The 16,194-nt window shown below is 72.0% G+C and carries 16 protein-coding genes; 10 read left to right on the top strand and 6 right to left on the bottom strand.

The window, feature by feature from the left end; translation table 11 throughout:
• The first annotated feature begins 26 nt into the window (after positions 1-26).
• From ACH4D5_RS17005 to ACH4D5_RS16985, 5 genes are read left to right on the top strand one after another with little or no spacing between them, the layout of a single operon-like run.
• Complete coding sequence (locus ACH4D5_RS17005) at positions 27-275, top strand: acyl carrier protein (RefSeq protein WP_398302913.1); 249 nt, start codon at positions 27-29, stop codon at positions 273-275.
• A 58-nt stretch (positions 276-333) separates the two neighbouring features.
• Positions 334-1,212 carry an alpha/beta fold hydrolase gene (locus tag ACH4D5_RS17000; RefSeq protein WP_398302911.1) on the top strand — a complete coding sequence of 293 codons (879 nt, stop codon included), beginning with the start codon at positions 334-336 and terminating at the stop codon, positions 1,210-1,212.
• 39 nt (positions 1,213-1,251) lie between these two features.
• On the top strand, positions 1,252-1,605 hold the full coding sequence (locus tag ACH4D5_RS16995) for a PadR family transcriptional regulator (RefSeq protein ID WP_398302909.1): 354 nt from the start codon (positions 1,252-1,254) through the stop codon (positions 1,603-1,605).
• The gene (locus ACH4D5_RS16990) at positions 1,602-2,660 is read left to right on the top strand and encodes a hypothetical protein (RefSeq protein ID WP_398302907.1); all 1,059 of its coding nucleotides are present in this window, start codon (positions 1,602-1,604) and stop codon (positions 2,658-2,660) included. The genes ACH4D5_RS16995 and ACH4D5_RS16990 overlap by 4 nt, the downstream gene beginning before the upstream one ends.
• Positions 2,661-2,695: 35 nt before the next feature.
• Positions 2,696-3,205, top strand: a complete 510-nt coding sequence (locus tag ACH4D5_RS16985; protein ID WP_398302905.1) for a GNAT family N-acetyltransferase — start codon at positions 2,696-2,698, stop codon at positions 3,203-3,205.
• A gap of 12 nt (positions 3,206-3,217) precedes the next feature.
• On the opposite strand, the gene gyrB is transcribed toward ACH4D5_RS16985, so the two are convergent.
• From gyrB to ACH4D5_RS16960, 5 genes are all read right to left on the bottom strand, one after another.
• Positions 3,218-5,185 (bottom strand): DNA topoisomerase (ATP-hydrolyzing) subunit B, encoded by a 1,968-nt coding sequence (gene gyrB / locus ACH4D5_RS16980; protein ID WP_398302903.1) that lies wholly within the window; start codon positions 5,183-5,185, stop codon positions 3,218-3,220.
• 332 nt (positions 5,186-5,517) lie between these two features.
• Complete coding sequence (locus tag ACH4D5_RS16975) at positions 5,518-6,951, bottom strand: M1 family metallopeptidase (protein WP_398302901.1); 1,434 nt, start codon at positions 6,949-6,951, stop codon at positions 5,518-5,520.
• Positions 6,952-7,024: 73 nt separating this feature from the next.
• A complete protein-coding gene (locus ACH4D5_RS16970; RefSeq protein ID WP_398302899.1) occupies positions 7,025-8,182 on the bottom strand; it encodes a YncE family protein in 1,158 nt (385 codons plus the stop codon).
• A gap of 383 nt (positions 8,183-8,565) precedes the next feature.
• On the bottom strand, positions 8,566-9,171 hold the full coding sequence (locus ACH4D5_RS16965) for an ankyrin repeat domain-containing protein (RefSeq protein WP_398302897.1): 606 nt from the start codon (positions 9,169-9,171) through the stop codon (positions 8,566-8,568).
• 157 nt (positions 9,172-9,328) lie between these two features.
• Positions 9,329-9,886 carry a heme-binding protein gene (locus ACH4D5_RS16960; RefSeq protein ID WP_398302895.1) on the bottom strand — a complete coding sequence of 186 codons (558 nt, stop codon included), beginning with the start codon at positions 9,884-9,886 and terminating at the stop codon, positions 9,329-9,331.
• Positions 9,887-10,224: 338 nt separating this feature from the next.
• On the opposite strand from ACH4D5_RS16960, the gene ACH4D5_RS16955 reads away from it, so the two are divergent.
• From ACH4D5_RS16955 to ACH4D5_RS16945, 3 genes are read left to right on the top strand one after another with little or no spacing between them, the layout of a single operon-like run.
• Complete coding sequence (locus tag ACH4D5_RS16955; protein ID WP_398303734.1) at positions 10,225-11,403, top strand: sensor histidine kinase; 1,179 nt, start codon at positions 10,225-10,227, stop codon at positions 11,401-11,403.
• Positions 11,400-12,044, top strand: a complete 645-nt coding sequence (locus ACH4D5_RS16950; RefSeq protein WP_398302894.1) for a response regulator — start codon at positions 11,400-11,402, stop codon at positions 12,042-12,044. Before ACH4D5_RS16955 ends, ACH4D5_RS16950 begins: the two co-directional genes overlap by 4 nt.
• A gap of 52 nt (positions 12,045-12,096) precedes the next feature.
• The gene (locus ACH4D5_RS16945; protein ID WP_398302892.1) at positions 12,097-12,597 is read left to right on the top strand and encodes a hypothetical protein; all 501 of its coding nucleotides are present in this window, start codon (positions 12,097-12,099) and stop codon (positions 12,595-12,597) included.
• Positions 12,598-12,954: 357 nt separating this feature from the next.
• On the opposite strand, the gene ACH4D5_RS16940 is transcribed toward ACH4D5_RS16945, so the two are convergent.
• Positions 12,955-13,677 (bottom strand): pentapeptide repeat-containing protein, encoded by a 723-nt coding sequence (locus ACH4D5_RS16940; protein WP_398302890.1) that lies wholly within the window; start codon positions 13,675-13,677, stop codon positions 12,955-12,957.
• Positions 13,678-13,831: 154 nt separating this feature from the next.
• Between ACH4D5_RS16940 and ACH4D5_RS16935 the strand changes: the two genes are divergently transcribed.
• The gene (locus tag ACH4D5_RS16935) at positions 13,832-15,028 is read left to right on the top strand and encodes an NAD(P)-binding protein (protein ID WP_398302888.1); all 1,197 of its coding nucleotides are present in this window, start codon (positions 13,832-13,834) and stop codon (positions 15,026-15,028) included.
• A gap of 104 nt (positions 15,029-15,132) precedes the next feature.
• Positions 15,133-16,149, top strand: coding sequence for a zinc-binding dehydrogenase (locus tag ACH4D5_RS16930; protein WP_398303732.1), 1,017 nt, complete (start codon positions 15,133-15,135; stop codon positions 16,147-16,149).
• The last annotated feature ends 45 nt before the right edge of the window (positions 16,150-16,194 follow it).

The raw sequence follows: 16,194 nt of genomic DNA, 5'->3' as shown, positions 1-16,194 counted from the left end.
TCATCGCGAACAAGGAGCGGTACGAAGTGGAAGCTGAAGTGGAAGCTACTGATCGCGTCCGGGATCTGTTGCGAAAGAACTTCGGGGTCCGCCTCGAGGACGTCTCCCCCGACACTCCGTTCCACCAACTGCGCATCGACTCCCTCGCGCTGGAGGAGCTGCGCTGGCTGGTCGAGGACGAGTGCGCCGTCGACCTGGCCGACGTGAGCCTCAACTCGCGTGACACGGTCGCCACTTTGCTGAACGTCGTGCGCCAGAAGACCACGGGCGAGTGACGGCCGCGACGGAGTGACGGCTGCACGGAGTGACGGCTGCGACGGAATCGAGAAGCACATGACCGAGGAACACATCCGCACTCTGACGGTGCGAGGCGTGTCGTACACCTACCGCGAGATGCGCCGGCCGGCCCCCACCACCGAACCCGTGGTCCTGATGGGCGGAATCCTCGAGGGCATGTACGACTGGACGTATCTGGAGGACGTGGTCCTGCCCCGGACCAGTCTGATCACCGTCGACATGCCCGGCCTGGACCCCGCCGCCTTCCAGTCCCCGGATCAGAGCAGCATCGACAAGCTCTCCGAAGGGCTCGCGGCCATCGTCGCCGACACGGGCCACGCCCGCGTGAATCTCTACGGCTACTCCCTCGGCGCGGCGGTCGCCTTCCACTACGCGCAGCGGCACCCCGGTCAGGTCGCGCGTCTCCTCATCGGCGGGGTGCCCGTCGAGCTCACGAAGGAGATCGTCGCCCACCTCGGGCACGCCATCGGCAAGGCGAAGGCCGGTGACACCGCCGGTTTCGCCGACCACATGGCCGCCGGCCTGCTCTGCCTCGACGAGAGCCACCACGTCCACCGCCGGGCTCTGTCCCTCGGCTACGTCCGGCGCTCCCTGCGCGCCCTGGCCCGCGATCCGCAGAACGTCAACCTGCTGGAGACCGCCCTGACCGAGCACCGCTCCCTGTCGGGCGGCCTCGTAGGGGTGCCCACCCTGGTCTTCACCGGCGAGCACGACCATCTCCACACCCTCGAGCGGCAGCGGGCCTTCGCCGAGACGATCGACGGCAGCCGCTTCGCCACGTTCCCCGACTGCGACCACATGATGCCGTTGCAGCGCCCCGAAGCCATCAGCTCCCTGGTCACCTCCTTCCTCATGAACGACGGGGTTGTACAGAACGCCGACTATTATGAATACTCGAATAGTCAGTCGGGCTGAAGAGCTGTCAGCCCGTGAGCCGTGACGAAAGAGGGCGCCGTGGCCACTTCGCCCACCGCATGGACGCGGGCCGCACTGCCCCTCTGCCTGCTCGGGATCCTCGACAGTGAGACGAGGAGTTACGGGTACGCCCTGCTCGGGCGGCTCGGCGAGGCAGGGCTCGACGGCGTCAAGGCCGCGACCCTCTACCCCGCCCTCACGCGCCTCGAAGAGGAGGGCGCCGTCGAGGTCGAGTGGGGCGCGGGGGACGGCGGGCCCGGGCGCAAGTACTACCGGATCACCGAGGAGGGGCGGGCGAGGCTGCGGCGTGACCAGGCCGCCTGGGGGGCGTTCTCCCGGACCGTCGACTCGCTCCTTCCGGTGAAGCTCCCGGCGAAGGGGGACGAGGAATGAGCAGGACAGGTACGACCCGTACACCTGAGGTCAGTTGGGCGCGCGAGGAGGACGAGAAGTGGGCCGCGACCGTCCAGGTGCGGCTCGCGTTCGACGAGGGCGTGCCCGTCGGGTTCGCCGAGGAGATGCTCGCCGAGGCCCGCCAACTGGTCGAAGAGGCCGGGCAGCCCGCCCTCGACGTGCTCGGTGACCCGACCGCGTACGCCCGTACCGTCGCCGCCGAACGCGTCAGCGAGCGGTACCGCGCCCAGCTCGACACGCGCGGCATGCGCCCCGGCGAGCGGATCACCGCCTCCGTCGGGACGCTCGGGGTGATCTGGGCGGCCGTCTTCGGCCTGTACTGGTACCAGGACGGGCTGTGGGCCGGGGTGAACCGGTCATCGGTCGCGGGAGTCACGGGCATCGTCCTGGCCGCCACACTGGCCTGCGTCGCCTTCGCCGCCCGCGCCGCCGGACGGCTGCGGGGCATGTGGGCGTTCCTCGCGGCGGCCGCCGCGACCCTGGTGACCGGGATCGCCTGCGCCACGGCCCTCTCCGGCGAACAGCTGTTCCGCGTGCCCGCCCCGGTGCTCATGCTGGCCGGCGCCGCGTGGGCCGCCGGCGCCTTCCTGCTCCCGGACGCCACGATCGACCGCTGGTTCACGCCCGCGCACCCGGCAGGCGGCCCCGACGACGAGCGGTGGCTGGCCCGCCTGGAGGGACTGCTGCGCGGCCGGCACGCCATGAAGGCCGGCGAGGCGCGCGGCCACGTACAGGAAGCGCGGCAGCACCTCGCCGAGGCCCGGCGGGCCGGGCGCGCCGAGGACGTCTTCGGCGACGTCGAGATCTACGCCCTGCGTCTCTCCGAGGGGCCGCGCAGGGCGCAGCGCGTCACGCGGCAGAAGTTCTACGGCGCCCTGGCCTCGTCGCTGCTCTTCGCGGCCCTCACCGTCGACACGCTGCTCGACCCGCAGGAGCGGTCGTCCGGCTGGGTGGCCTGCCTGGTGGGCGCGTTCGGCTGCGCGGCGTGGGGCGCGGTCAGCGAATGGCGCACCCTGCGCAAGCAACGGACGTAACTGTGGAGGGGCGTCCGAGCCGTAACCTGCCCCGCATGATCCTCGAACCGCTCACCGCCGTCGACGGTGCCCTGCCCGGCCACGTCCTCACCGAGGTGACCGCGCTGTACGCGTCGAACCGCGAGTTCTTCGCGCTCAGCGGCGACTTCCCCGACCCCGACGACATCCGCGTCGAACAGGTCGCCAAGGCACTCGCGGACGAGCTCGCCCACCCGGGCGCCGACGTGCTCCTCGCCCGCTCGCGCGGCCGGCTCGTCGGCATCGCCCTCACCCTCGACCGGCACCCCGACCCGACGGACCCCGACCCCTGGATCGGGCTCCTGATGATCGACGCGTCCGCACACCGAACCGGCCTGGGGCGTGAGTTGGCGACCCTCGTCGAGGACCGGTTCCGAAGCGCGGGGCGCGAGGCCGTGCGCCTCGCCGTCCTGGAGAACAACCCGAAGGCCCTGCGCTTCTGGACCGCGCTCGGCTACCTCGTCATCGGCCACCGCGAGGACCGCGCCCTGCACCGCCCGTGCGCGGTCCTGCGCAAGCGGCTCTGACCAGCGGGCCGGTCAGATGTCGAGGAAGCGGACGTCCTTGGCATTGCGCTGGATGAAGGAGCGCCGCGCGTCGACGTCCTCGCCCATCAGCACCGAGAAGAGGTCGTCGGCGACCGCCGCGTCGTCGAGGGTGACCCGGCCGAGGACACGGTGGTCGGGGTCCATCGTGGTGACGCGCAGCTCGTCGGCGTTCATCTCGCCGAGGCCCTTGAAGCGCTGGATGGAGTCGTCCCTGACGCGGCGGCCCTCCTGCCGGCCGCGTGCGACGAGCGCGTCGCGTTCCCGGTCCGAGAAGGCGTACTCGATGTGCTCACGGCTCCACTTGAGCTTGTAGAGCGGCGGACGCGACAGGTAGATGTGCCCGTGCTCGACCAGCGGCCGCATGAAGCGGAAGAGGAACGTCAGGAGCAGCGTGTTGATGTGCTGGCCGTCGACGTCGGCGTCCGCCATCAAGATGATCTTGTGATAGCGGAGCTTCTCGATGTCGAAGTCCTCGTGCACACCCGTGCCGAAGGCCGAGATGAGGGCCTGGACTTCCTGGTTGTGCAGGATCTTGTCGACGCGCGCCTTCTCGACGTTCAGGATCTTGCCCCGGATGGGCAGGATCGCCTGGTACATCGGGTCGCGGCCGGACTTCGCCGAACCACCGGCGGAGTCACCCTCGACGATGAAGATCTCGCACTTGGTGGGGTCGTTCGACTGGCAGTCGCTGAGCTTGCCGGGCAGCGACGCCGTCTCCAGCAGGCCCTTGCGGCGGGTCAGGTCGCGCGCCTTGCGGGCGGCCACGCGCGCGGTGGCGGCCTGGATGCCCTTGCGGATGATGACCGCGGCCTCGTTGGGGTTCCGGTCGAACCAGTCCGTGAGGTGCTCGTGCACGACCTTCTGGACGAAGGTCTTCGCCTCCGTGTTGCCCAGCTTGGTCTTCGTCTGGCCCTCGAACTGCGGCTCGCCGAGCTTGACCGAGATGATCGCGGTCAGACCCTCGCGAATGTCCTCGCCGGAGAGGTTGTCGTCCTTGTCCCGCATCAGCTTCCGCTCGCGCGCGTACCGATTGACCACCGTGGTGAGCGCCGCGCGGAAGCCTTCCTCGTGGGTGCCGCCCTCGTGCGTGTGGATCGTGTTGGCGTAGGAGTAGACGCTGTCGGAGAACTGGCTGTTCCACTGCAGCGCCACCTCCACCGACAGCAGCCGCTCCGCGTCCTCGGCGGCGATGGAGATGACGGAGGGGTGGACCGGCTCGCCCTTGCGGGAGTTGAGGTGGGTGACGAAGTCGGTGATGCCGCCGTCGTAGCGGTAGCCGACCGTCTTCGCGGTCCGTTCGTCAGTGAGGGTGAGCGTGAGCCCCCTGTTGAGGAACGCCATCTCCCGGAAGCGCCGCGAGAGCGTCTCGAAGGAGTACTCGGTGGTCTCGAAGATCTCGCCGTCCGCCCAGAACGTCAGCGCGGTGCCTGTCCGCGCGGTCGGCTCGTGGCGCGCCGGCGGGGCGGTCGGAGCCCCGTTCTCGTACTCCTGTGTCCACCGGTGGCCGTCGGTCCAGATCTCCACGGAGAGCTTCGTGGACAGCGCGTTGACCACCGACAGGCCCACCCCGTGCAGGCCGCCGGAGACCGCGTATCCGCCGCCGCCGAACTTGCCGCCCGCGTGCAGCACGGTCAGCACCACCTCCACGGCCGGCCTCCCCTCCGCCGGGTGCATGCCCACCGGAATGCCCCGGCCGTTGTCGACAACGCGCACACCGCCGTCGGCCAGGACCGTCACGTCGATGCGGTCGGCGACCCCGGCCAGCGCCTCGTCGACGGAGTTGTCGACGATCTCCTGGACCATGTGGTGCAGGCCGCGCTCGCCCGTCGAGCCGATGTACATGCCGGGCCGCTTGCGCACCGCGTCAAGCCCGTCGAGGACCGTGATCGTGCCTGCGTCGTACGGGGCGTGGGCGGGGGCGGAGGTGGAGGCGTGGGCGGGGGCGTCGAGATCAGTCACAGATGCACTCTTTTCGGGCACGACGAGCCGCGCTCCGGCGCCGAAGCGCGGAAGCGGGCGGGTCACTGGACGGAAAACGGGCCGCGGGCAGGCCGAAGAAGACCCGCCGGGCCGCGGGCCTCAGCACTCCCAGGGGGCGCCGAGGCGGTTGCCAGCGTACCCAAAGTCACCCCGGCCGATGGGGCAGCAAGTCCCCCAGAAGCCCCCTGGAGGGCCTGGCGCATCATCAGTCGATCCCCCCTGCCCGACATTCCCGCCAGGCGGCCACAGCACCCTTCAGGGGCTTTCAGGTCGGCATGTCGCGCCAGGGCACGGAAACCAATTCGAGGCGCCTACGGGCGGTCCGGCTTTCCGTCGCCGTAGAGCCAGTCGCCCCAGATCCGGCTGACCTTCTCGCGTGCCTCGTCGCCGCCCGCGTGCTTCTCGACGTACTCCGTGAAGTCCCTGGTGTCCGCGTTCTTGTGGCGGTACGTCTTCGCCCAGCCCTGCACGATGTCGTAGAACGCGTCGTCGCCCACCGCCTGGCGGATCTTGTGGATGACCATGGCGCCGCGCTCGTAGACGGGCGGGTCGGAGATGCTCGCGGCGTCGGTGGGCTTGGCGGGCGGGAAGGCCCAGATGGCCTCGTTGTCTTCCTTGTCCTCGTAGTAGTCGCCCTTGTAGAGCGCGTCGAAGACGTCCTGCGCGCTGTCGCCGTCGTTGTCCTCCGCGTACAGCCACTCCGCGTACGTCGCGAAGCCTTCGTTGAGCCACATGTCCTGCCACGACTTGGGCGTGACGGAGTTGCCGAACCACTGGTGGGCCAGCTCGTGGACGAGGAGCCCGGTGTCGGGGGCGCCGGGGAAGACGGGCCGGGTCTGGGTCTCCAGGGCGTAGTCCACGTCCTCCTCGCGGTCGATGATCGCGCCCGTGGAGGAGAAGGGGTAGGGGCCGAAGTTGTACTCCGCCCACTCCATGACGTCCGGGATCTTCGCGAGGACCTTCTCGCTCGCCTTCGCCTGGGAGGGGTCGACGGCCGTCACGATCGGCAGGCCGTCCTCGGTCGTCGACGTCTTCAGCTCGTGCTTGCCGATGGCCACGGTCGCCACGTAGCTCGCCATCGGTTCGGCGCTGTGCCAGGCGAAGGTGGTGCGGCCGTTCTTCGTCGACTCGCGGGTCAGCTCGCCGTTGGAGACGGCCTTCAGGCCCTTCGGGACGGTGATCTGTATGTCGTACGAGGCCTTGTCGCTCGGGTGGTGGTTGCCCGGGAACCACGCCATGGAGCCGGTCGGCTCGCCGAGCGCGAGCGCGCCGTCGCCCGTCCTGAGCCAGCCCTCCTCGGCGCCGTCCTCGTCGGTGATGGTCTCCGGGGTGCCGGAGTAGCGGACCGTGGCGCGGAACGTCTCGCCCCGTTCGAGCTCGTCGGCCGGGCGGACCCGCAGCTCCTGACCGGCGCGCTGGAAACGGGCCGCCTTGCCCTCGACGGTGATGCCGGAGACGTCGAGGCCCTTCAGGTCGAGGTTGAAGGAGCTGAGGTTCTTGGTGGCGCGGGCGGTGATCTCAGCGGTCCCCGTGAGGTGCCGGGAGCCGGGGTCGTAGCCGAGGGTCAGGCCGTAGTGCGCCACGTCGTACCCGCCGTTGCCCAGCTTGGGGAAGTACGGGTCCCGCACGCCCGGTGAGCCCGGCGTGCCGTCGACGCCCGCGCCGCTGCAGGCACTGACGGTGGCGAGCAGGGCGAGGCAGGAGGTGACGGTGGCGGCTCGGACGGCCGGAGATCGCAGGTCCACGCCGGTGATCTTATGCGGCAATTGTTCGGGAGGGGCTTGATATGGGCCCGGTCGCCGGGGCCCCCGAGCCGCCTCAGAGGACGGCGATTCCCAACGGCCGCTCACCCGCCGGGAGTCGGCGCACCGACCCGTCCTCCGTGTCGACGACGGAGATGCCGTTCCAGTGGCCGTCGCGGGTGAAGCCGCCCGTGACGTACGCGGTGCGGCCGTCCTGCGAGACGGCGACGTCCTCGTGCGGACCGTCCAGCGGGATGATCCGCTCCTTGCTGTGCGTGCCGTCCTTGCCGTGCTTGCTGTCCTTCGTCCGCACGGTCAGGGAGGGGCCCTTGTCGGTGTCGGGATCGATGGGCCCGGTGCCGACCGCGAAGAGGGTGCCGTCATCGGTGACCGTCACGCCGTGCTGGTGCGTGTCCGCGGTCATCTTCTCGACGTCGTACGCACCGGTGCGCGGATCGAGTACGACGAGCTTCTCGCCCTCGAAGGGCAGCAGGAGCCGCCCGTCGGAGGGCCGCACGGCCGCGTAGTGCGGTTTCAGCCAGGAGCCGAGGCCGCCCTCTGTCCCGTAGGGGGCGACTTCGATGCGGCGGGGCTTCAGGGAGCCGGCGTGCACGACGGTGACGTCGAAGGAGTCGTGGCCGGTCGCGTAGATCTCGCGGCCGTCCTTCGACACGTCGACGTCGAAGGGCCGCCGGCCGACGGGCACGGTGGCGGTCACCTCGCGCTCGCCCGTGTCGATGACCTCCAACACGCCCTTGGCGTCCGGCACATTGACGCCCACGTAGACGTGTTCGCCGTCCGGCGCGAGGGCGATGCCCATGCCGCCGCCCCGGTACTCGCCCGTCGTCACCGGGCCGGTCTCCGTCTCGTACGGGATGCGGTCGATCCGTTCCCGGGTGCGCGTGTCGACCACGGCGACGGCGTCGGCGGTCGCCACCCAGGCGCGGCCGTCGTCCCCGACGGTGAGCCCGTAGGGGGCCGCGCCGACCTTCACCGAGTCGACGGGGCCTTTCTCCGGGTCGACGAAGGTGACGGTGTCGGAGCCGAAGTCGGCGATCAGGAGGGTGTTTTCGGGGGTGGGTGTGGGGGTGGGGATGCGGGTGGCGGGGGCGATGACGGTGGGGGTTGCGCGGGCGGGCTCGGGGGCGGACGTGGCGGGGCTTTCGCCTCCGGCGCAGCCCGCGAGGAGCGCGACAGCGAGCAGGGCGGTGCCTGCGGCGGATATCCGGGGCATCCGGAGCGTCCAGGGGATCCGGCCCTGCCGGGGTGTCCGGGGCGTCCTGGGGATCCGGCCCTGCCGGGGCGTCCGGTGCGTCCGGTGCGTCCAAGGCGTCCCGCCCTGCCGGGGCATCCGGAGCATCCAGGGCGCCCCGACCTGCCCGGACATCCGGAGCACCCAGGGCGGCCCACCCTCCCGGGGCATCCGGAGCACCCGAGGCGTCCCACCCTCCCAGGGCATCCGGAGCGTCCAAGGCGTCCCACCCTTCCAGGGCATCCGAAGCGACCAAGGCCTCCCGCCCTCCCCGGGCGTCCGGAGCGTTCGGCCCTCTCCGGGTGCCCCGGGCGTCCGGGATGGCTGGAGCGGCGCCTCGGGGTTCCGGGGCCTGCCGGGTGCCTTCATGCCGCGTGCCCCCTCAACAGCTCCGCGATCTCCGCGAAGCCCCGCCGTTCCGCGTGTGCGAGCGGCGTGACACCGTCCCGGTCGGCGAGGTCCGGCGTCGCCCCCGCGGCGAGGAGCAGTTCCACGATCTCCTGGTGCGCGCGGCCGCCGTCGCCGAGGATCACGGCCTCCAGGAGGGCGGTCCAGCCGAGGTCGTTGACGTGGTCGACGTCGATATCGGTGACGCGCAGGACCTCCCGTACGTACGCGACGTGGCCGCGCTCCGATGCGGGGATCAAGGAGACCCCGCCGAAACGGTTGCGCAGCGTCAGGTCGGGCCCCGCGGGCAGCAGGACGTGCAGCATGGCGACGCTGCCCGTCACCCCGGTGACCAGCCACGGGCTGTCGGAACGGTGGTCCTGAGCGTCGACGTCGGCGCCGGCGGCGACCAGCACCCGGGCCGCCTCGACGTGATCGCCGAGGGCGGCGAGCAGCAGCGGTGAGCGCAGCTCGGTGTCGCGGGCCTCCACGCGGGCGCCCGCGGCGAGGGCGGCGGCCACTTCCGCGGCGTTCCCGGCGCGTGCGGCGTCGAGCAGCCGCTGGTCGGCAGCGGTGGTGTTCATGCCGGATCTCCTCGTCCTACGAGTCCTGCGGGTCCTGCGCATCCTGCGGGTCTTGCGGGTGCTACAGGTTCCGCGGGTCCCCGCGCGGACGGGCGCGGGGACCGGGAACAACCGCGGCAGCATGCGGTTCAGCATGCAGCGTGGGGGGGCTCGGGGCTCAGCGGCCGAGCGCCGCCACGCCCGCCTTCGCGAACTTCTCGTCCAGGTCGCCGCTCGGGGCGCCCGCGACGCCGATGCCCGCGACGGGCGCGCCCTTGGCCGTGACCGGCGCGCCGCCCGCGAGGAACAGGGTGCCGGGGATGTCCTTCAGGTTCGGGGCCTGCTCCAGGCGCTTGGTCAGCTCGGAGGTGGGCGCGTTCCAGGCAACGGCGGTGTACGCCTTCTTCACGGCGGACTCGGGCGACTGCGGCCCGGCACCGTCGCCGCGCAGCTGGACGATGGTGTTGCCGTTGCGGTCGACGACGGCGACGGAGACGCGCTGGTTCTCCTTCTTCGCGGCGTCGAGGGTGGCCTGCGCGGCCTTGGTGGCGGCGGCGACGGTGAGGTGCGTCGACTGGGTGAGGTTCTTGTTGCCCGCGTCGGCGGTGACGGCGGCCTTCGTGGCGGCGTCGGGGGTGCCGGCGGTGGCGGAGACCGCGCCGAAGGTACCGGCGCCGAGGACGGCGGCGGTGGCGGCGACGGTGAGGACGCGGGTGCGGCGGGAGAGCTTCTGCATCGGGGGCTCCTAGGGGCGAAGGCGACGGGGCGGGGTGGGGCTGGGGGGGGACGAAGCTCACGGGGCTCGTCTCCCTCGGCTCCCTCTGCCATCAATCCTCCGGCCGCGTCCGGGGCCCACCCCTCGACGTACCGGCTCGCAGCCGCGCGCGACTCGGCCGACACCAGGGTCAACCGATCGGTTGACCCTTCCGTGGCCCCACCGGGCCACAATGAGGGTGTTTGCCCAGTTCAGGCCCGCGCGACGGCAGTACGAAAGGGAGGCGCCCCGTGGGAGAGCGCAGGCCGGGGCTCGACCCCCGCACGCCGGACCCCGACGCCCGCTGGCTCGCGGCCGTCATGCACACGGCGTTCTTCCTGCTCCTGGGGTCGTCGCTGACCCGCTTCCTGATGCGGCACCCCGGCGAACCGCGCACCCCGTGGATCATCGCGCTCTCGGTCTCCCTCGCCCTCCTCTACGTACTCGGTCCCGTCATCGGCGCCCGCCCCACCGCGCCGCGCCGGCTCGCCTGGCTGATCCTCGTCGTCGCCGTCTGGGTCGTGCTCGTCGTCCTCGCGCCGAGCTTCGCGTGGTGCGCGGTGCCGCTCTTCTACACCGGCCTGCGGACGCTGCCACCCCGCGCCGCCCTGCTCCTGGTGGCCGTCCTGACCGCCTTCGTCGTCGTCGCCCAGCTGCAGCTCGCCGGCCGCTTCGACCCGAACCTGCTGCTCGCGCCGCCCGCCTGGGCCGCGGTCGCCACCGCCGTCTTCATCCACATGCAGCGCCAGGGGGCCCGCCAGCGCGAACTCATCGACGACCTCATCCGCACCCGTCGCGAACTGGCCGCCACCGAACGGCGCGAGGGCACGCTCGCCGAGCGCCAGCGCCTGTCCATGGAGATCCACGACACCCTCGCGCAGGGCCTGTCCAGCCAGCAGATGCTGCTGCAGGCCGCCGACCGCATCTGGGACACGGACCCGGCGAAGGCCCGCACCCACGTCCGTACCGCCGAGTCGATCACCGAGCGCGGCCTCGCCGAGGCCCGCCGCTTCGTGCACGACCTGGCCCCCGCCGACCTCGCGGACGGCGGGGGCGTGGCGCAGGCGCTGCGGGCGCTCGCGGAACGCGAGTCCGACGCGGGCCTCACCGTCCGCTTCCACGTGGAGGGCACGCCGGTGCCGCTGCCGGACCGGGTCAGCTCGGCGCTTCTCCGTATCGCGCAGGGCGCCCTCGCGAACGTACGCGAGCACGCGGACGCCACCACCGCCGCGCTGACCCTCACCCTCCTCGACGACCAGGTGGTCCTCGACGTCGCGGACGACGGCCGCGGCTTCACGCCGCCGCCCTCGCCCGGTCCCGAATCCCCGGCAGGTGTACGAGGCCACGGTCTGCCCGCGATCCGCGCTCGGGCCGGCCAGCTCGGCGGCACACTGACGATCGAGTCGGCGCCGGGTGAGGGCGCGGTCCTCTCCGTATCGATCCCGCTGCCGAGCCCGCTGTCGGGTCCGCCGTCGAGTCCCTTGGAGTCCCAGCCATGAACGCCGCACCGTCCCGACCCGTCCGCCTGCTGGTCTGCGACGACCACGTCGTCGTACGCGCCGGGCTGCTCGCCCTGCTCGGCAGCGCGCCCGACATCGAGGTGGTCGGCGAGGCGGGCACCGGCGAAGAGGCGGTCGCCCTCGCCGCGAAACTGTCACCGGACGTCGTCCTGATGGACCTGCAACTGGGCGACGGCATCGACGGCGTGGAAGCCACCCGCCGCATCACGTCGTCCCCGCCCCCCGCCCCGCACGTCCTGGTCCTCACCACCTACGACACCGACGCCGACATCACCCGCGCCATCGAGGCGGGCGCGACGGGGTACCTCCTCAAGGCGGAGCGCCCCGAGGAACTCTTCTCCGCGATCCACGCCGCGTCCCAGGGCCGCACCACGCTCTCGCCCCCCGTCGCCTCCCGCGTCATGGCCCGCATGCGCGCCCCGCAGCCGACGCTCACCGACCGCGAGCGCGACATCCTCGGCCAGCTCTCCCAGGGCCTCGGCAACCGCGAGATCGCCCGCGCCCTCTTCATCAGCGAGGCCACGGTCAAGACCCACCTGGGGCGGATCTACGACAAGCTGGGCGTGGACACGCGGGCGGGTGCGGTGGCCGTGGCGAAGGAACAACGCCTCCTGCCCTGAGCGGCATCGCACCGCACGCCCCACACTGCCCGGTCCATGACACCATCGAACCGTGCTCGACATCGGCTACGCCCTCTCCCGCCGCTTCCCCGACCCCGCCCAGCTGGACTACAGCCGGGCGGACGTCCATACGCTCCGCCACGACCTGTTCTGCGGGGACGTGTACCTGGCGGACACCAAGGCGGACCGGGAACTGTCCACAGCCTGGGGATGGGTGCCCGTCCTCGACTTCGCGTGGGCGCTGTGCGACATCGTGGAGACCCTGGACAAGGACCCGCTCGGCAGCCGGGCCTCCCGCCCTCAGTACGCGGAGCTCGACTTCACCGAGTCGACGGATCGCATGCTGTTCTCCCGCCGCTTCGGCTGGGTCGACATCGAGGCGGACTGGATGGATCCCGAGGATCCTCCGCTGACCTTCTCCCACACGGAGCTGCGTCGTGAAGCCCGCGACTTTCTCCACGACCTCGTGGCGGATCTGACCGACCTCCACGAGTCCCTGTCGGACAACCCCACGATCTGGTCCCTCCTCGCCCGCTTCCCCCGCACCGCCTAGGCCCCGCTACGGGTGAGCCCGCGCCGCCCCGCCGAGGCAGGAGCACCAAGCCCGCCGCTCCGCAGCGGATGTTCCCCACCCACCCACCCGTTTGCCCCGCGACGTCCGGCGGGAGTAGGGGCGGGTGGGCGGGTATTCCCCCGCAACGCCCGGCGGGAGTAGGAACGCCCGAGGAACCCCCACCGGGGCGCAGGCGCACACGCACCCGAGGGGACGTGGGGGTATGTGCGAACGGAGCACCGAGCGCACCCTGGCGTCTTTGGACTTGAGGCGCGGCGCAGGGATGGCGAGTACGCACATACCCCCGCGGCCCCGCCCCACGAGCAGACAGAAGGCGCAAACCCCCACAAGGCGCCCCTACTCCCCCACCCCAGCCACCCGCACCCCCACCTGCGCCGCGAACGCCGGTGCCAGTTCCAGGAGTTGGGACGGGCTGATCACCGCGCCGGCCAGGCACTCGATCCCCCGCGCCACCTCCAGCTCTCCCGCCTCCCGAAGATCCACGTCCTTCATCCGCGCCCCCGTGAAGTCGACCCCCCGCACCACGCACCCCCGAAACTCCACCCGCTCCAGCGAAGCCGCCCCGAAGTCCGGCTCCACCAGCACGCACCCCTCGAAGACGACATCCCGCAACCGCGCCTTCCGCAGGTTCAGGTAGTCGATCTTTCCGCCCCGCACCACCACCCGCTCCAGCACGCCCCCGTGCAACTGCACCCCGCCGAGCCGCGCGTCCACGATCTCCACGTCCCGCAGCGACGCCTCCGCGAGGTCCGTCCCCACCCCCCGCAGCTCCGTCAGCACGGAGTCGACGAACCGCGCCCGCGCCAGCCGCGTCTCGTCGACGCCGCACCCCGCCACCGCCGAGTCCATGAACAGCGCCCCGGCCCCGTCCTGCCCGCCGAGGTCCAGGTCACGGAACTCGACCCCGTCGTAGTCCCCGTCGGGCTCCAGCTCCCCTCCCTCGAACGGCCGGAGCGGCGGCAACCGCACCTCGGCCTCCCGAGCCGCCTTCACCACCCGCACCGCCTGTGCCGCCCGTGCCGCCCGTGCCGCCCGCGTCGGTTTCGCTTTCTGAGCCATGCCCCCATCGTGCCCGCCACCACTGACAACGCCCGACGCCACAAGCCCTACGCCCCCGAGAACGAGACCGAAACCGAACCCGAGCCGTCATGTCACATCCAGGCCACCCCCACACGTCCAAGTGGTGAAGTCCAACCATCAAGGGAGCCCACCCATGCCCACCGCGCGGCAGAACCACATCACCGTCGTCGGCGGCGGCTTCGCCGGCCTCACCGCGGCCATCAGCGCCGCCGAGGCAGGCGCCCGCGTAACCCTCCGCGAGGCCCACCACACCCTCGGCGGCCGCGCCCGCACCTCCGAAGGCACGTACAAGACGAACGAGGGCCCGCACGCGCTCTACAACGGCGGCCCCCACTGGACCTGGCTGAAGCAGCGCGGCCTCATCGGGCCGCTTGCCCCGCTGCCGCCCCTCGAAGGCGCCCGCCTGCGCCTGCTCCACAACGGCGCGCTGCGCCGCACGCCGCCCCTCGCCATGCTGAAGCTGCTGCGCCGCAAGGCGGAGCAGGCCCCCGTGGACCGGGATTTCACCGGCTGGGCCACCGAGCAGGTCGGCGAGGAGGGCGCGAAGGCCGCCGCGCACTACATCGCCGTGGCGACGTTCCACCACGACCCCGGTTCGCTCTCCGCCCGCTTCGTGCAGGAGCGCCTGCGCCGCGCCACGAAGCTGCCCCCGGAGGCGCACTACCCGCGCGGCGGCTGGGGCTCGGTCATCGACCGCATGGCCGCACTCGCCTGGAACATGGGCGTCCGCACGGAGACGCTGGACCGCGTCGACAGCCTCTCCGACCTGGGCCTCCCCCAGGACGGTCCGGTCATCGTCGCGACCTCCCTCGAAGCGGCCCGCCGCCTCCTCGGCGACGATTCCCTGCGCTGGGAGAGCGGCCGCACCGCACTCGTCGACGTGGCCTTCCGTACCCGTAAGGGCGACGCCTTCGTCGTCTCCGACCTGGACCGCACCGGCTGGGTCGAACGTTTCACCGCGCAGGATCACACCCTCGCCCCGGCCGGCGAACAACTCGTACAGGCACAGATTCCGCTCTCGCCCGAGGAGACGAAGGCCGACGGCGTGGCCCGCGCCGAGCACCTGCTCGACCTCGGATACCCCGGCTGGCGCGAGCGCCTGACGTGGCGCCGCGCCTCCGTCGCGAACGGCCGTACGGGCGCGCTGGACCGCCCCGGCACCACCTGGCGGGACCGCCCCGCGATCGACCGGGGCGACGGCGTGTATCTGGCGGGCGACCAGGTGGCGGCGCCGGGACTGCTGTCCGAGGTCTCGTTCAACAGCGCCATGGAGGCGGTGTCGCTCGCGCTGGCGAAGTCGGCTCTTGACCTCAAGTCCACTTCAGGTTGAAGGGTGAGGGGCGTACGCGATCAACGGCGCACAGCGCCCCATCACACCCCCGAGGAGCGGTCATGCCCACCCCCACCCCCGCAGGCCCCGAGAAGCACACCACCATGCGAGCCATCCGCCTCCACGCCTTCGGCCCCGCCGAGAACCTCGTCCTGGAGGAGACACCGGTCCCCGAACCGGCCGAGGGCCAGGTCCGGATCAGCGTGGCCGCCGCCGGCGTGCACCTCCTGGACACCTCGATCCGCGAGGGCATCCAGGGCCCGCTGCCCGAACTCCCGACCCTCCCCACCATCCCCGGCAGGGAGATAGCGGGCATCGTCGACGAGCTCGGCGAGGGGACCCCCGCGCACTGGCTGGGCAAGCGCGTCGTCGCCCACATCGGCTTCGCCCCCGGAGGCTACGCCGAGCGCGTCGTCACGGACGCGTCCCGCCTGCACGAGATCCCCGACGACCTGGACGCCGCGGAGGCGGTCGCCCTGATCGGCACGGGTCGTACGACGATGGGGATCCTGCAGTTCACGGAGCTGACCCCCGACACCGTGGCGGTCATCCCCGCCGCCGCGGGCGGCATCGGCACGCTCCTCACGAAGTACGCCAAGCACCGCGGCGCCACGGTGATCGGCCTGGCGGGCGGGCCGGAGAAGACGGACCGCGTCCGCGCCAACGGCGCCGACCTCGCCGTGGACTACACCGACCCGGCGTGGCCCGACGAGGTCCGCGCGTACCTCAGGGAGGAGCTCGAAGGGCGCGCGGCCACCGTCGTCTTCGACGGAGTGGGCGGCAAGGCGGGACTGGCCGCGGTCGACCTGCTGGGCCCGGGCGGCACCCACGTCGTCTTCGGCTGGTCCGGCAAGGGCCCGCACGACGACGGAGAGCTGAAGTTCACCGACGCGGAGCTCGCCGAGCGCGGCATCACGCAGATCAACGTCCTGGGCCCGGCGATGATGCGCAAGGCGGGCGGCGACAACCCCGTCCGCACCCTGGAGCTCGCCGCCCTCACCGCCGCCTCGCTCGGCCACTTCACACCGGCCGTGCAGCGCTACCCCCTCGCGGAGGCGGCCGCGGCCCACCGCGCACTGGAGAGCCGCGCCACGATGGGCAAGGTCGTCCTGATCCCCTGATCCCCTGATCCCCTGATCCCTTGGTCCTCTGGTCCTCTGGTCCCC

Source organism: Streptomyces sp. NPDC018029, from assembly GCF_044327655.1.
Lineage (GTDB): Bacteria > Actinomycetota > Actinomycetes > Streptomycetales > Streptomycetaceae > Streptomyces.
The sequence above is the reverse complement of the archived record's forward strand: the minus strand, read 5'-3'. Positions and strand labels throughout refer to the sequence as shown.

Bases quoted from the DNA above. Each gene is read 5' to 3' on its own strand.
- ACH4D5_RS16930 (WP_398303732.1), top strand. From the start codon at position 15,133: ATGCGAGCCATCCGCCTCCACGCCTTCGGCCCCGCCGAGAACCTCGTC.
- ACH4D5_RS16935 (WP_398302888.1), top strand. From the start codon at position 13,832: ATGCCCACCGCGCGGCAGAACCACATCACCGTCGTCGGCGGCGGCTTC.
- ACH4D5_RS16990 (WP_398302907.1), top strand. From the start codon at position 1,602: ATGAGCAGGACAGGTACGACCCGTACACCTGAGGTCAGTTGGGCGCGC.
- ACH4D5_RS16985 (WP_398302905.1), top strand. From the start codon at position 2,696: ATGATCCTCGAACCGCTCACCGCCGTCGACGGTGCCCTGCCCGGCCAC.
- ACH4D5_RS16950 (WP_398302894.1), top strand. From the start codon at position 11,400: ATGAACGCCGCACCGTCCCGACCCGTCCGCCTGCTGGTCTGCGACGAC.
- ACH4D5_RS16960 (WP_398302895.1), bottom strand. From the start codon at position 9,886: ATGCAGAAGCTCTCCCGCCGCACCCGCGTCCTCACCGTCGCCGCCACC.
- ACH4D5_RS16970 (WP_398302899.1), bottom strand. From the start codon at position 8,182: ATGCCCCGGATATCCGCCGCAGGCACCGCCCTGCTCGCTGTCGCGCTC.
- ACH4D5_RS16940 (WP_398302890.1), bottom strand. From the start codon at position 13,677: ATGGCTCAGAAAGCGAAACCGACGCGGGCGGCACGGGCGGCACGGGCG.
- ACH4D5_RS16965 (WP_398302897.1), bottom strand. From the start codon at position 9,171: ATGAACACCACCGCTGCCGACCAGCGGCTGCTCGACGCCGCACGCGCC.
- ACH4D5_RS16955 (WP_398303734.1), top strand. From the start codon at position 10,225: ATGCACACGGCGTTCTTCCTGCTCCTGGGGTCGTCGCTGACCCGCTTC.
- ACH4D5_RS17000 (WP_398302911.1), top strand. From the start codon at position 334: ATGACCGAGGAACACATCCGCACTCTGACGGTGCGAGGCGTGTCGTAC.